This is a genomic window from Mesorhizobium sp. WSM4898 (genome assembly GCF_029625845.1).
Classification (GTDB): Bacteria; Pseudomonadota; Alphaproteobacteria; order Rhizobiales; family Rhizobiaceae; genus Mesorhizobium.
Map to the genome: position 1 here is coordinate 1 of NZ_JARTVQ010000021.1, position 14,116 is coordinate 14,116.

At 58.0% G+C, this 14,116-nt stretch carries 10 protein-coding genes and 1 pseudogene; 1 reads left to right on the forward strand and 10 read right to left on the reverse strand.

Annotated features, from left to right (window positions below; genetic code table 11):
* Positions 1-735: 735 nt before the first annotated feature.
* Positions 736-1,959 (reverse strand): annotated as a pseudogene (locus P9228_RS30630) (IS110 family transposase).
* Between the two features lie 701 nt (positions 1,960-2,660).
* On the opposite strand from P9228_RS30630, the gene P9228_RS30635 reads away from it, so the two are divergent.
* The gene (locus P9228_RS30635) at positions 2,661-3,578 is read left to right on the forward strand and encodes a LysR family transcriptional regulator (RefSeq protein WP_063170390.1); all 918 of its coding nucleotides are present in this window, start codon (positions 2,661-2,663) and stop codon (positions 3,576-3,578) included.
* Between the two features lie 48 nt (positions 3,579-3,626).
* Here P9228_RS30635 and P9228_RS30640 read toward each other — a convergent pair whose 3' ends face one another.
* The 9 genes from P9228_RS30640 to P9228_RS30680 form a co-directional block, all read right to left on the reverse strand.
* A complete protein-coding gene (locus P9228_RS30640) occupies positions 3,627-4,430 on the reverse strand; it encodes a TIM barrel protein (protein ID WP_063169395.1) in 804 nt (267 codons plus the stop codon).
* Between the two features lie 164 nt (positions 4,431-4,594).
* Positions 4,595-5,656 carry a LacI family DNA-binding transcriptional regulator gene (locus P9228_RS30645; RefSeq protein ID WP_051695606.1) on the reverse strand — a complete coding sequence of 354 codons (1,062 nt, stop codon included), beginning with the start codon at positions 5,654-5,656 and terminating at the stop codon, positions 4,595-4,597.
* Positions 5,657-5,931: 275 nt separating this feature from the next.
* Positions 5,932-7,215 (reverse strand): dicarboxylate/amino acid:cation symporter, encoded by a 1,284-nt coding sequence (locus P9228_RS30650; RefSeq protein ID WP_210326678.1) that lies wholly within the window; start codon positions 7,213-7,215, stop codon positions 5,932-5,934.
* Positions 7,216-7,607: 392 nt separating this feature from the next.
* A complete protein-coding gene (locus P9228_RS30655; RefSeq protein WP_063169397.1) occupies positions 7,608-8,369 on the reverse strand; it encodes a sulfotransferase domain-containing protein in 762 nt (253 codons plus the stop codon).
* Between the two features lie 283 nt (positions 8,370-8,652).
* The gene (locus P9228_RS30660) at positions 8,653-9,441 is read right to left on the reverse strand and encodes an ABC transporter permease (protein WP_063169398.1); all 789 of its coding nucleotides are present in this window, start codon (positions 9,439-9,441) and stop codon (positions 8,653-8,655) included.
* A gap of 3 nt (positions 9,442-9,444) precedes the next feature.
* Entirely contained in the window at positions 9,445-10,359 is a 915-nt protein-coding gene (nodI, locus tag P9228_RS30665; RefSeq protein WP_024505873.1) for a nodulation factor ABC transporter ATP-binding protein NodI, read from the reverse strand.
* 261 nt (positions 10,360-10,620) lie between these two features.
* Positions 10,621-11,946, reverse strand: coding sequence for a chitooligosaccharide synthase NodC (gene nodC, locus P9228_RS30670; protein WP_063169399.1), 1,326 nt, complete (start codon positions 11,944-11,946; stop codon positions 10,621-10,623).
* Between the two features lie 15 nt (positions 11,947-11,961).
* Complete coding sequence (nodB, locus tag P9228_RS30675) at positions 11,962-12,621, reverse strand: chitooligosaccharide deacetylase NodB (RefSeq protein ID WP_063169400.1); 660 nt, start codon at positions 12,619-12,621, stop codon at positions 11,962-11,964.
* Positions 12,618-13,208, reverse strand: coding sequence for a NodA family N-acyltransferase (locus P9228_RS30680; RefSeq protein ID WP_063169401.1), 591 nt, complete (start codon positions 13,206-13,208; stop codon positions 12,618-12,620). Before P9228_RS30680 ends, nodB begins: the two co-directional genes overlap by 4 nt.
* Positions 13,209-14,116: the final 908 nt, after the last annotated feature.

Below are 14,116 nucleotides of genomic sequence, written 5' to 3' on the forward strand. Positions count from 1 at the left end.
TCGACGCACTCCGGACAAGTAACCTCATGGGCGCGGCATGCAGGATTAACCGAGCCCAGCCGGTCATGAGTGCGGCCGGCGCTCGGCTGCTCGATTTATTTGCGCGATAAGCTCGCGACCATGTCCGCGGAGGTATTCAAACTTAACGCTGCGTCCGGGAGCTCTTGCCCTCCAGTTTGCGACGCTCCCCCGCCCATCCAGTGATCGTTTATTTCGTCGGATAGTTTGACCCGGCTCTACCGAATCGCCGCTTCAGGATCATTCTTTCCGATTTCGTCACGCTCGTATTTCTGCCGCGTCCTACACCGATTGGGCGCGAACAAAACTGAGCGCCTTGGAACCCGAACCCGTGCGTCGTGACCGGGAGCATCCGGGGCGAACTCATCCGCTCGGGGGCATCGCATCACCGGACGGCGACAGGCACGGTCGACCGGCATCTCGGCATCGGCTGGGAATTCGTCCATGGTCTGCATTGGCGACGACGCTTCCTGAGGCCACGTAGCCCTTATGCCAAGCTGGGCGCCCGGGTCGAGCGCGTAATGACGACAATTGCTTCGCTGCAGGTCAAACGCTTTCCGGGCCACCTGCAAAGTCTTCACCCGGCCGTACAGCGCCCAAGACCACTGATGTGATCGACAAGAGCCTTTTTGATAAATCTGCGCTATTCTCCTGTCGCGCACGGACGACCGCGTGGCGAAGAGCAGGGTCCGAGATGAGAGCCCTGCCGCGCAGCTTCTATCGTCGCGCCTCGTTTGCGGCATCCGTGCCTACCCTCTTCGGACCTCGTGGGTTCCAACCGGCGACGAGGCGTGCATAGGCGCCCTCGGCCTGCTCCACCCAGCGGCGCTCTTCTTCCCGGTGGCTCTTTATGTTGTAGGCGTGCGCTCCCTTTTGGCCGCGCACAGCCTTGCTCCCGGCCTTGAGTTCCACATCGCGCAAGCTTCTTGGCATGCAGGGAGGGTCGAGCCCACGCGTAACTCTCGCCCTTCTCAACAGATGACAGATCACGACAGAGAGTTTGCGTGCGGTTGCCACGGCCGCGACATGCTGTCCGCGCCGGGCTCGCACGCCGCAGGGAGAAGGCTCGCAACGGTCCGGGAGCACGAGCGGCCGCCCAGGCCGCCTCGACGAGCATGCCGCGCGCATGACCACGGCCCTGCTTGGTGATCCGCCCATGGTAGGCCGGACCTGGCCGGACTGCTGGACGCTTGGGTTCAACCCGAGATAGGTCACGAGCTTCTGCGGATCGTCGAAGCGCGACACGTCGCCGATCGCCGCCCTTCATCGCCAGCGCGACGGTGATGTCGACGCCGGGAATGGTCATCAGCCGCTTCACGCCTTCATCCTCGAGAGCCGAGCGGACAAGATCGCGTTCGATGACCTGGAGGTCTTCGCCCAATCGGTCGAACTCGCGCAGATGCCCATCGATCGCGAGGCGCTCGTCCTGCGGTACGACCTGCTCGATTAACCAGGTCCGACCCTTGGCGCCGCACAGGTCAGCATGCGGGCAGGACGGATCAGGTGGCTATGAAGGATCGACTGGATGACGCTCTTCAATCGAGATCTCTGTCGGACAATCTGATTGCGCCGTGTCACCTGTCGACGCAGAGCCTGCGTCGGCTCGTCCGCAATCCAGACTTCTGGCAAGAAGCCGCTGGCATAGAGCTGCGCAAGAACGTCGGCGTCGATCGTCGTTTTGATCTTGGCATAGGCAACGATAAACACCTGTTTCGGCTTGGCGATCCCCACCTTCTTCACATGCGGCGCAACCACAGCTGCAGCGGACGTCGCGTTGCCGGTGGCCTCGATCACCCCGACATCGTTCGGCGACAGCTTCGCGGCGAACGCCGCCAGCAGATCGCGCCGCATGTCGACGCGGCCGAGTCGCCTGAGCCTGCCCTCCTCCCATGCCACTGCTTCGGCGAAGGCGCGGTGAATATCCAGTCCGATGATAAGCATGCCCGTTCCTCCTTCTTGGCTCGGTCAAAGACGGGAGCTGGCGGGCAACACGACATCTACTGATCCGCGCTCGCAGCGCATCCGGGAAAGTCGCGAGGGGCGGCCATGTAACGAGCTCGGGCTCTCAGCCCACGGTCTATTGACGGCCTGCCTGCACCTTTGTGCTCCCGGTGCCCCACGTCCCGGATGGGCTCACCATAAGGGCGTTCCAAAACAAGAACAGCAGGACGAGAAGGCACCACAGATCACATACCGGATAGCGGCAAGGCCAAGCGCTTCGTTCAGATAGGCTTGCGCCAATGGGCTTAGGCCGAGCCTACAACAGCTCTCAAAAACGCTGCCGGACTGCTGCATTGGCTCGCCGATACAATTGGCACAGGCCTCACGGCAGCTTAGGATCAAACCGCCCATCAGTCGCCTCGGACTGGAAAGGTGCACCCTATTAGGTTCCACGCCTAGCTAGGTCGGGGCCGCCGAAGACGCTGGTTGATAGACCGGCGCCATCGGCCCGGCGTTTCAAACTGCCAATCTCTGACCTGCACAGTACGAACGATTGCTCGCTTCGGCAGATCACGCGGCTCATATGTCGGACCTTAACGTCATCCATCATAAACTTTTTGCGACAAAAGATTGCAAGAATGCTAAATTGTTAAAGTCGTTTGTTTCGGTTAAAGGCATCCATCCCATGGATGGCTGATGACATGCGTTTCAAAGGACTTGATCTAAATCTCCTCGTTGTGCTCGACGCACTCCTGACGGAGCGTAATCTCTCGGCGGCGGCACGCAGGATTAACCTGAGTCAGCCCGCCATGAGTGCGGCCGTCGCCCGACTGCGCGATTATTTCCGCGATGAACTGTTTACGATAAGAGGTCGCGAAAGATTTCTAACCCCGCGTGCGGCAGCATTTGCCCCCGCAGTTCGCGACGCTCTCCAGCACATCCAGTGCTCGATTATTTCTTCGGATCCGTTTGACCCAGCTCGAGCCGATCGCCTCTTCAGGATCATTCTTTCCGATTTCGTCACGCTCGTGTTTTTCGAAAAGCTTGTGGAGCGTATTTCACGGGAAGCCCCCGCCGTCAGCTTCGAACTGCTGCCTGTCGACGATAGCCCCGATGAGCTTCTCCGGCGCGGTGACGTCGATTTTCTAATTCTACCGGATATGTTCACGTCGAGTGTGCATTCAAGCGTTGCGCTGTTTGACGAGAAGCTCGTGTGCGTAGGCTGTCCCACAAACAAGCAGCTGCCACAGCAGCTTACATTCGAGAGATACATGTCGATGAGGCACGTCGCGGTCAGGTTCGGGCGTACGATGAAGCCGTCTATCGAGGAATGGTTTTTGCTTGAGCATGGCCTTAAGAGACGTGTCGAGGTCGCCGTGCAGGGCTTCAGCATGATTCCACCTATGGTGTCCGGCACAGCTCGTATAGCGACCATGCCCTTACGGCTGGTCAGGCATTTCGAAAAAACGTTCCCCCTGCGGGTTATCGAACTTCCGCTGCCATTTCCCACATTCACCGAGACCCTCCAATGGCCGGCCCTCCACAATAGCGATCCGGCAAGCATCTGGATGCGGGAGATAATGATACAGGAGGCATCTCGGATGGCTGCCCCGCTGTGAACCCACGGAAAATTCAGGCGCACCTATAGTCACTACTCCTGTCACCATCTACTTTGACGACAATAGCCCTCGCCGGATAAAGTCGATGCTGGCGGCAAGTGCGCCTGCGAGATCGTCCAGAGAATGGACTTCCTCGACCAGCTCGAATGAGAAAGGTCCCGCGTAGCCGCCATCCAGCAGCGCCTGAATCTGGCTGCCATTGTCGGAACCTGCAAGAAAGCGATCGGGGTAAATCCAGAAGGTCGGGTCGTTTACGCTTGAAATGTGCACCAGGCCGGTAAGCTCGCAGAACAGGCATGTCTCCCCGGCCAGGGTGTGGTGGAACGTGTCGTGCACGAGGCGAAAGACGGACTGGCCATCAACCGCGGCAACGGCCTCGGCCGCTTCCTTCTTTGATCGAAGCGAGCAGGTTCGGAAACCCAGCGGCTCGATGAGACCGATCAGACCCCGCGACTGGAGGATTGGCTTGATCTCGTTTAGAGCGAAACGAAGATTGTCCTGGCGCTCGCTATTGGTGGGCCACGAGCTGCGGTTGGCCGGCACCAACACGAGCGTCTCCGCCCCGCACGCCGTCGCATAATCGGCGAGGTTGCTTGCCTCGGCCTGACGCGTTGGAGTCCAGTCGTTGAACCGCTGCAAGGCGTTGACAGAGATGATCGTGACGCCCGCTTCGGTAGCGGCCAACCGAACGTCCGCAGCCGGAATGCCGCGTGCGACAGGATTGCTGAAATGAGGGTAACGGATTTGGACGTCGGTCAGGCCTTGGTCACGGGCAAGCGCGAAAAGCGCACTGACGTCAAGGCGGGGCGCCGCCATGTGATCGAGTGCAAAGCGGGGCGATACCTGGCGCATTGCTTGACTTTCCTTCCATGAAGCGCGGCTGCCATTTCGGCATCCGGCTTCTTTCAAGACGGAACCACGCCGGTTCACAGATCGGACAGAGACGGCCGAGTCAATCGAGCTTTCCTTTCATCGGTGAAAGGAAAATGGGCGCTCATGATAGAAATCCATCAAGGTCAAATATTTTCCGGAAGATAAATGTCGAACGGCAGAAATGTCTGCCCCGGGCTCTCCGCGACGCCGGCTTTGATGGCCCGCTCCATTGCCATTATCAGCTCCTGGCAAAGTCGGCGCATTGGCGTGCCGACCGCCATCGTCAAGATGTCATCCGCAAGCGCCCCACGTGACTGCGGCGTCATTTCACTCACGATCGCGACGAGATCCTGACCGCTCCCCTCTTCTCGGAGCGCGGAAATTGCCCCCTCTATCCCCCCGCCGGCCATATAGAAGCCGACGAGCTCTGGTTCCCGCTGCATAAGATCCAGCAATTTTTCGTAAGTGAGCTGCCGTTCATCAAGGTTCACGAGCGCATCAAGCACCTCGAATTTTGGCGCGTTCTCACGAAAATACGCACGAAAGGCCGTTTCCCGCGTCGCATGCGCCTGGAAGCGATGGCTTCCGACAAACACCGCCACCTTGCCGGGCCGTTTTGCGGCCTTGGAAAACACCCAAGCGGCAGTCCGTCCGACCTTGCTGTTGTTGAGGCCGATGTAGCCCTCGCGCACGCCATCGGCGAAGTCGGATAGCAGCGAAAATACCGGGATACCTTTCGCCTTGAGCTCCTCGACTGATGCTGTGATTTTCGGGTGATCGGCCGCCACCATGGCGATCGCCTGGCAGCGGCTCCCAAGGTCCTTAAGAAGCGGGAGCAGGTCACGCGGCAAATGTGACTGCGCGAACTCGATGATCGGAAGGCCGTGGAAGGATTTAGCCATACTGACCGACTCTTCGATCTTGCGAGCGAAATCTTGGTAGAAATCGTGGGTAGGTTTTCTCAAGATGAAGCCCAGCTTGTAGTGCGGCAGGTGCTGCTGCAAGCGCTGTTTGATGAGACCGGCAGCATGATAGCCGATCGCGTGCGCGGCCGCATGGACCCGCTGGGCGGTCTCCTCTCGCACCGGAAGGCGGACGTTCAGAACCCGATCGACTGTTGCTACGCTGACTCCGGCTTCGCGGGCGAGATCGGCTATTGTGACGCGCTTTCCCCTAGCGATTCTGATCGGCCGGTCCTCCATCATCCGGTGCGCTCCCGCGACGGCTTGGGGCGGCAAGCTGAAATAGTTCCCCCACCCCGCGGATAGCGCATTCGACGAACAGCGCTCCATGCGCACCCAGATGAGTCTCCGTGAACCGTTCGTTTGCTTAGGGGCTTCATGGTGTTGTATTACTCACTGCGTTAGTACTCTATTTCCAGCGCTCTTTGGAGGCTGGCAATTCGACTGTTGTGTCAAGGCCGCTACTTACACGTCGCGCTGTTGCGATCTTGCTTGCGGGGAGCCAGTTTGATGTAACCCTAACCGCGGAAAGCGGTTTCCATCCGTGACTGGTCCAATTCGCCTTCCCAGCGAGCGACAACGAGCGATGCCACCGCATTACCGACTAAATTCGTCAGCGCGCGGCATTCCGACATGAAGCGGTCCACGCCAAGAATTAGAGCCATTCCGGCAACGGGAACACTCGGCACGACAGAGAGAGTAGCGGCCAATGTGATGAAGCCGGCGCCGGTGACGCCTGCCGCACCCTTCGAGGAAAGCATCGCAATTAGCAGCAGGAGGATCTGATCGGCAATTGACAAATCTGTGTTCGTCGCCTGGGCGATGAAGAGGGCGGCGATCGTCATGTAGATATTGGTACCGTCCAGATTGAATGAGTATCCAGTAGGGATGACGAGACTTACGACCGAACGGGCGGCGCCGGCCTTCTCCATCTTCTCCATTAGCGAGGGCAGCGCGGCCTCCGAGGAGGACGTTGCCAGGACAAGCAGCAGCTCGTCCTTGATGTAGCGGACGAGAGAAAAGATCGAGAAGCCGTTGTAGCGGCAGACCGCGCCGAGAACCCCGAACACGAAGAGGAAGGCGGTAAGATAGAACGTCGCGACCAGTATCGCGAGGTTGGCCACCGAACCGATTCCGTATTTGCCGATCGTAAAGGCCATTGCGCCGAAGGCGCCGATGGGTGCAGCCTTCATCAGAATGCCGACGAGCTTAAAAATGGGGGCGGTAAGCGCCTGGAGAAAGGTAACGACCGGCCTGCTCGTCTCTCCGGTCATCGCCAAAGCAATGCCGAACAGGACCGAGAAGAACAGGACTTGCAGGATGTCGCCTTCCGCGAAGGCACTGGCAATCGTTGACGGGATGATGTTCATCAGGAAGCTGGTCACGGACTGCTCGTGAGCCGTGGCCACATAGCCCTTAACGGCTTGGACATCGAGCGAGGCCGGATCGATGTTGAGGCCGGCGCCAGGTTGAACGATATTCGCGACAATCAGTCCGACAACGAGTGCAAGTGTCGAGAAGGTGAGGAAATAAACCATCGCCTTGGCGGCAACTCGGCCGACCTTCTGCAGATCGCTCATGCCGGCAATGCCGGTCGCAATTGTCAGGAAGATGACAGGTGCGATAATCATCTTGACGACTTTGATGAAGGCATCGCCGAGCGGCTTCAGGCTCTGGCCGGTTTCCGGATAGAGGTAGCCAATTGCGGCTCCCAGGACTATGGCGGCAAGCACCTGCACGTAGGTCCGGGCAAAATGGGGCTTGCGGGGCGCTGCGATCGCGCGGGGGACTCTTGGAACCAACACCGTTTCTCTCTCCCTGACCGGATCGGGGTGGGGGCTCCTCCTTCTCCCATGCTGCGCTCCGGTCGAGCGCTGCTGTCATCTCGGAGCAAGCGCCGTGCCAACTGGAGGCCTGTCCCGTCCAGCGAGATTGGTGCGGGTTGCGCACTGGAACCCTCCACCTTTGCCGGAATTTGCACTCAAGGCTCGCCAAAGATCGCGTCTGAAGAAGTGCTTCGCCAGAGAGGGAATTGACCAGGTCGCCTTGCGGCCGTGTCTTTGATGTCTGCCGCAGATCGACTGCCGGCCGATATCTCTGTCGTCTTGGTGACTTTGGTTTGTCAGTTTTGCGACGGAATGCGCGCAAACTGCAGGATATCCTACACGCCCATCAGAGCACGCGGTACAAGCGATTAAGCGTAGGAGCGCATTGAATCTCCGAGGTCAAAAAATCTTGAATAAGGTCCCCGTGCGAAGTGAATCCGCAACTCGTCAAAGTTCTCCACCGTTTGATCCAGCGGTCGCGTTTCCTGGCGCTGCAGGATGGCGTTATCTGATGGCTCAAGCGCTGGAACGCCCAGGAAATCCCAAACCGCTCCCAGGCATTGGGCAGGTTCGTGAAGTAGGCTCTCGTATTCCATTACAAGCAGGTTGGTCGACGTGAAGGAGTCCATAACGCGAGCGTGAAAATCGTCGGCGGCTTTGAAATAAGCCTCACAGTCGGCGATTGACAACCTGACGCTCGGTGGCCGAGCGGTATCGTTGTCCCAGCTGAACTTCAGCCAGTGACCGCTTTCCCTGGCCTGCACAAAGGATCGGAGCGATTCCAATACGTTTCGGCGAACAACAAGGATGACCTTGAGTGCTGGCCAACGAGCCAGTTCCGCAAAGAATGCGGGACGCTCGCGAAACTGAGGTTCATTGATCTTGCATCCAAGATGCGTCACATTCTTGTAGTCGCGCATAGGGCAGCGCACATAGGCAAGCTCAAGAAGCTCGCGATCCGTGCCTAGCAGGCGATCAGTGCTGGGCCAATTGGGATCATATTCGTTTAGCAACTCACCGTTACTCAAAACGGTCGGATGCTCGTTTAGCAATTCTTCTAAATAGTGTGTTCCGGTCCTTGGCATAGCAAGGATCACAAAAGGCTCAAGAGTTGCTTCGTTGTGGGTCATTGCATGTGTATCCAACTAAATAATGGCCGCGACGGTCTGTGGACGCGCACAAGAAGCTTGGCTGCTATCGATTGAACGCTCCGGGTGGGTCCGCGCCTCACCATCCAGCCTGTTCTTCGAGGTGTGGTCGCGAAGCTGGGCGGGTGCCTGCAGCGGCTGGGTGGCGCCCGGCTTCGGCGTTGTACCACTCGCGATTCCTAGCATACGCATGCCTCCGGGCCGCTGTGGGCAGTTTGCATCCGGCATTGCGGACCTCCTTCTGGTTAATGGGTGTAAGCAAGCGTCAACGCATTAGTCGTCGATGAAACAGTCCAGCCGACAGAAAAAAAGGCAATACAGCGAACATGCAAAGTGCGCCTATATGCAGCCCTACATTGTCGCCCAGGCGGCCGAGCATCACCGGACGGATTAGCTCGATAGAATTCGCCAGGGGCGAGAAGGCCGCAATCTGCTGAAACACTCCTGGCAATTGGCCGACTGGAAAAACCGCGCCCGAAAGGAACAGCATGGGTGTGATGACAAGCGTCTGATAGAAAATAAAATAGTGATAACTGGGCGCGAGCGCGATGACGAGCATGGCCAGGCTCGCAAAGGCGAATCCGGTGAGAGCGACGACCGGTAGCACGTAGAGAACCGACGTCCACGCGGCATAACCTAGCGCGGCCGCAACAATCGCAATTGTCGTACCGGCCAGAAAAGCCTTTGTGGCTGCCCAGGTCAATTCACCGAGAACGATGTCGCCGAGGGTAAGTTGTGTGTGCAGGATTGCTTCCCAAGTGCCCTGATCGCGCATTCGACCGAAAACCGCGTAAATTGTTTCGAAGGTTGATGCTGTCATCGCGCTCGTCGCAACCATGCCGGCTGCCAGAAAGGCGATGTAGGATGCACCTTCGATGCGGCCTACCAACAGTCCAAGGCCAGTGCCGAGCCCGAAAAGGTAAATCATCGGATCAGCAAGGGTGCCGAGCATTGAAGCAAATGCCACCTTCTTCCATGCCAGATGATTGCGGCGCCACACCGCCATCCAGTTCCAGGCGTTGGCGGGTAGAGCGGCCGCAAAACGTTCACCCATTGCTCACTTCTCCATCTCACGTCCGGTTAACCGCAAGAAAACGTCCTCCAGACTGGGTGGACGCTCTAGAATACGCAGACCCGCTCGACCGCGAAGCTGGATGCGCACATCCTCCGGCTCAGGCGCATAGCAAAAGAGCGTCTCGCCGCTTACCTCGACACGCTGAACGTACGGTCTGATCAGCGAAATCAGCTCCTGTGGATTACCGCCGAAGATCTCGATCACGTTGCACCCAATGTACTCGTCGATCAGCGCATGAGGACTGCCCTCGGCGATCTTGCGTCCCCGCTCGAGAACACACAGCCGATCACAAAGCCGCTCAGCCTCTTCCATGAAATGGGTGGTCAAAATGATCGTTTTTCCGCTCGCCAGCAGGAAACGAAGTCGCTCCCAGATCAGATGGCGGGCATGCGGGTCGAGGCCGGTCGTGGGCTCATCCATCACAAGCAACTGGGGGTCGTTGATCAGAGCACGTGCCAGCGTCAGGCGCCGCTTCATCCCGCCGGATAGCAGGCCGACACGTGAATCCGCCTTGCTCTCAAGGCGAGCGAACTCGAGCAGCCGTGGGATGACGGCGTTGATCTCTCTTGTACTCATGCCGAAGTAGCGCCCGAACACCAACAGGTTCTCACGTACCGTAAATTCCAGGTCGAGATTGTCGAACTGCGGGACCACGCCTATGCCCTTGCGGGCCAAGCGGCTGCGTGCCGGCACTGGTAGACCGAGGACTGTTATATCACCCGCGTCAGGCCGGGTCATACCGAGGAGCATACGCGCAATCGTGCTCTTGCCTGCGCCGTTAGGCCCCAGCAGACCGAAGCACTCTCCCGATGCAACGGTGAAGGACAGCCCGTCCACAACGAGCTTGTTTCCGAATAATTTGGTTACGCCGGTAAGGTCGATTGCTACATTGGACATGCGTCTATCTCAAGCGGAATGAGTCCGATTGGCCACCGGCAGCTTACTTGCGAATTCTGGTTCAGAGCAGGCCACCGCCTTGAGATGACACCTTTGGAAAGTCGCGGCCGGAGCGACGTGTGTATCGCTTCCGCCAAAGAATAACGTCAAGATGCCACGTGTCGCTTCCACATAGTCCCCGTTCTGACCATAGGTAACTCGACAAGCTTCACCCCGTGTCGACTGACACAACTTACTCGGTCACTCGGCGCTGCAAGGCCGTCAGACTTCACTAGCTGTGAGCGAAAGATCTGCAGTATGAAGTGACTCCGCAATTCCAGAATTGCCCGCAGCATTTGCTCCGCCAAGCGGCATCGCGCTTGTGATTTCCTTTGTGCTGCTGTTGGGCAGGGGAACACTTTTACGCGACAGCCAATCGCTATTGCTCAATGTACACAGGGCGTAAGCCTTCAAGGGGATCAACAGGAATATCCTGATTAACGCGTGCATTGAATAGCCGATGAATCGAAGCTGCCGAGTGCGGAAAGATAACACCGTAGATCTGATTATGGTCATCGTGACAATAGCCAGCACCGTCCACCAATTTACTGTATGTGAAAATAGTAACTCACCGAGCGCCGTTACTACCGCGATGCCGAGCAACAATGGGCCGAGATTCTCTCCCATCACATCCAAAGTTAGATAGCGATCCAGGCCACGCAGTAGACCTCGCGCAAGCATCGTGTCCCGGAAAGTGCTTCGTGCCCAGCGGAGTTGTTGGCGCAAATAAGGTCCCATCTTGTCCGGAACGACTGTCGCCGCGACGGCACCTGGAACGTACTCGGTTCGAAAGCCTGCTTTCAGCATGAGGATCGTAAGATGACGGTCTTCACCGAAGTCGCTTGGTTTCCCCCTGAACAGCTGCGTCTCGTATTGATCCAGCAGAGAAAGGAGACAAGACCGGCGGTACATTGCACATGGGCCGCAGCAGCACATGACCGCACCAAAGCGACCTTGCGCCGCGCGCTCCTCATTGCAAGCCAGCCAGTATTCCATATCGATCAATCGGGTCAACCAAGTGTCGCTGCGGTTGTATGCCGTCAGCTGGCCCATGGCCGCTCCGACCATGGAATCCCGCATTTTTACTGCAAGCTTCGTGATGACGTCGGACGCAAGTGTCGTGTCAGAGTCGACGCTGAGCACGAAATCTCCAGATGAGCGGCGGATGGCGGCGATCTGCGCCTTGCGTTTGCCAACATTTTCGCGGAGCAGAATGAAATTGAATCTCGGGTCGCCCTCGTAGGCGTGATGTACCGGGATGACGGCATTACGATTTCCAGAACCGTCGTCAACCAGATAGACCTGAAATGTTCCGGAGTAATCTTGATTTGCAATGGAAGCTAAACACGCCGCGAGTGTGCGCGGGTCCTCATTGTAGCAGGGGATAATGACATCCACGCTCGGCCAACGGTCGGATCCGAACAAGCTTTCCGACGGCGGCGTAACATTTTCCGGTTGGGAGTAGACCGCTTGCATGCCTCTGTAAACAGTCGAGAGCACCGCATAAGACGAAACGGCAACAGTACTGGCTGTGGTGAGAAGGTCCATAGGATCTCTGTTTGTTCAGGGATGTTGAGGAAGTGATCGGATTACAAATCCGCGGCCGTGCAATTCTGGAATTAGGCGTGACAACGCTGTCACCGTCTGGTCGCGCAGACTGGCTTGATTGCCTGGTTGCAATTCGTCGGGAGCGCACCCGTCGTGCAACAGCACGATTGCGCCCGGCCGGATATCGGCGAGCACTCTGTCGACGATGGCGTCAACGCCGGGGCGAGACCAGTCGCGTGGATCAATGGACCAATGGACGGGCGCCAATGCCTCACCCGCTAATGCAGCGATTACTTCTTCGGTCCAGATGCCATAGGGTGCACGAAAGTACCGAACCATGGCCTGCGGGCAAGCCATCCCTATGACTCTGTTTGCCTCAACTATCTGGCAGTCGACTTCGACGGACCCGCATTTAGCTAGGTCCGGATGAGTCATCGTGTGGTTGGCTATACCGTGGCCGTCTGTAATAATTCGGCGAACGAGTTCCGGCTCGTCGGCCGCGTAGGCCCCAACAACGAAGAAGGTCGCCGGCACCTGATGTTGCGCCAGCACATTGAGTATCTGCGGTGTGAAAAATGAATTGGGACCGTCGTCAAACGTCAGATAGACGCTGCGCTCTGCAATGCGATCGGCATTGTCACTCTGCCCTTCGCATATGTAGTCCAGAGGCTTCATAGTTCCGGACCGTTCCGGTCGATCAGGGTACCAGACGGCCACTCGTCCATCGAGCGTCCGATCGGCGAAACCAACACGAGTACGTCTTCCAGGCGCGTGGGCGGCAGGTCGGGATGCACATCTGGACGGGTCGACCGTACGCGAACGCCCGACACAATGTTCGCGAGGCCGGCTCTGCAGAATCTTTCGACATGGTTTCGCAGCGCGTGCCGAACCGTGCCGAAAGCGAATGGAACACCCAACTGATGGAGCACTGGGTACGCCACGCGCATCGAAAAACCGATTCCGAGCCCTTCAAGATCCGGACGAACCGCGTACAGGCCCAATTCAGCGACGATCAAGTCGACCTCGCCAACTTTGATGAAGCGCCGCAGCATGCCGATGTGAGCCGCTACCCCATGCGCGTCGTAGCCGATTGCGCGGAATTCCGGCCTCGCGCCGGCCCAACTGCGGCCGCCTTCGAATGGCTCCGCGTTGAAGGCGCCAGTCCGTCCATAGGTCTTTCGAAAAAAGTCGGAGAGTTCGACATGGTCGGCCAGTTGCAGCTCATTTTCCCAGCACAACTTCCACTCGACATTCGGACGCATGGAAGACCTCACCTTGTAGCTGTCTGGTTGAGATAAATGTCCAAGCATTGATTAAATAATTGGCGTCGCGCCAACGGGGCGTAACTTGTGGGGACCGCCGAAAGACCAAGCCGCAATGCAGATGCGACTGACTTTGTACGCCCCGCACACCAGATGATGCTCCTCAGATCCAACGCAACCATCGGAACTACCTATCTTTCCAACTTGAAGCGCTTCTATGGGACCTGCAGCAAAAACGGTAAAATCCTTTGTTTAGATGAAAGGTATCCACGCTTTGGATAACTGGGCGAATGCGTTCCATATGGCTGGTCAATTATCGTCGTCACGCTCGAGGCACTTCTGACGAAGCGCAAAGCTCACGCCCGCGGCACGCGCGGCCGTTGCCGGGCCGCGCGATTATCTCCGTAAGAGCCGAGTGGAGCTCAGACACGACGATTGATCAGAATCTGATTCGCGGGTTCAGTATCTCTTTCGTGTATCCAGCTCTGGGCTGTCCTTTGGCGGGAGTTAGGTTCGCCCAGGTTCTGAGCCTGGGGCGTTGGCCCGTTCGCCGCGCAGGCTCCTTCGCACATCGTCGAGGCCGAGAAAGAGGGGCCACACAGCTCCCCCTGTACTTTCCACCACCCGACACCAGCGCTCACCCAGGGCGCCGGCCTTGCTCACCTCAACGGATAGCGCACTCGCGCCGCTTCACGATTAAAAGAATTCTACAAGCAAGATGCCTGTTTGATCGAGAGACGTCCGCTGCCAATTCCCGCATCGCAGAGGCAGCCAATAGCGCTCGCTTTACATAGTGGTCCGGCAAGCAGCTAGATACGACAGGTGACCTCAAATGAGGCGTCTTGCATGGCTTCTACACCTGCCTGAATGCCAGAACTGCGTTCGTACCGCCCATGGCGAAGGCGTTG

Coding starts and splice junctions, on each gene's coding strand:
- P9228_RS30635 (WP_063170390.1), top strand. CDS start 2,661: ATGCGTTTCAAAGGACTTGATCTAAATCTCCTCGTTGTGCTCGACGCA.
- P9228_RS30640 (WP_063169395.1), bottom strand. CDS start 4,430: ATGCGCCAGGTATCGCCCCGCTTTGCACTCGATCACATGGCGGCGCCC.
- P9228_RS30645 (WP_051695606.1), bottom strand. CDS start 5,656: ATGATGGAGGACCGGCCGATCAGAATCGCTAGGGGAAAGCGCGTCACA.
- P9228_RS30655 (WP_063169397.1), bottom strand. CDS start 8,369: ATGACCCACAACGAAGCAACTCTTGAGCCTTTTGTGATCCTTGCTATG.
- P9228_RS30660 (WP_063169398.1), bottom strand. CDS start 9,441: ATGGGTGAACGTTTTGCGGCCGCTCTACCCGCCAACGCCTGGAACTGG.
- nodI (WP_024505873.1), bottom strand. CDS start 10,359: ATGTCCAATGTAGCAATCGACCTTACCGGCGTAACCAAATTATTCGGA.
- nodC (WP_063169399.1), bottom strand. CDS start 11,946: ATGGACCTTCTCACCACAGCCAGTACTGTTGCCGTTTCGTCTTATGCG.
- nodB (WP_063169400.1), bottom strand. CDS start 12,621: ATGAAGCCTCTGGACTACATATGCGAAGGGCAGAGTGACAATGCCGAT.
- P9228_RS30680 (WP_063169401.1), bottom strand. CDS start 13,208: ATGCGTCCGAATGTCGAGTGGAAGTTGTGCTGGGAAAATGAGCTGCAA.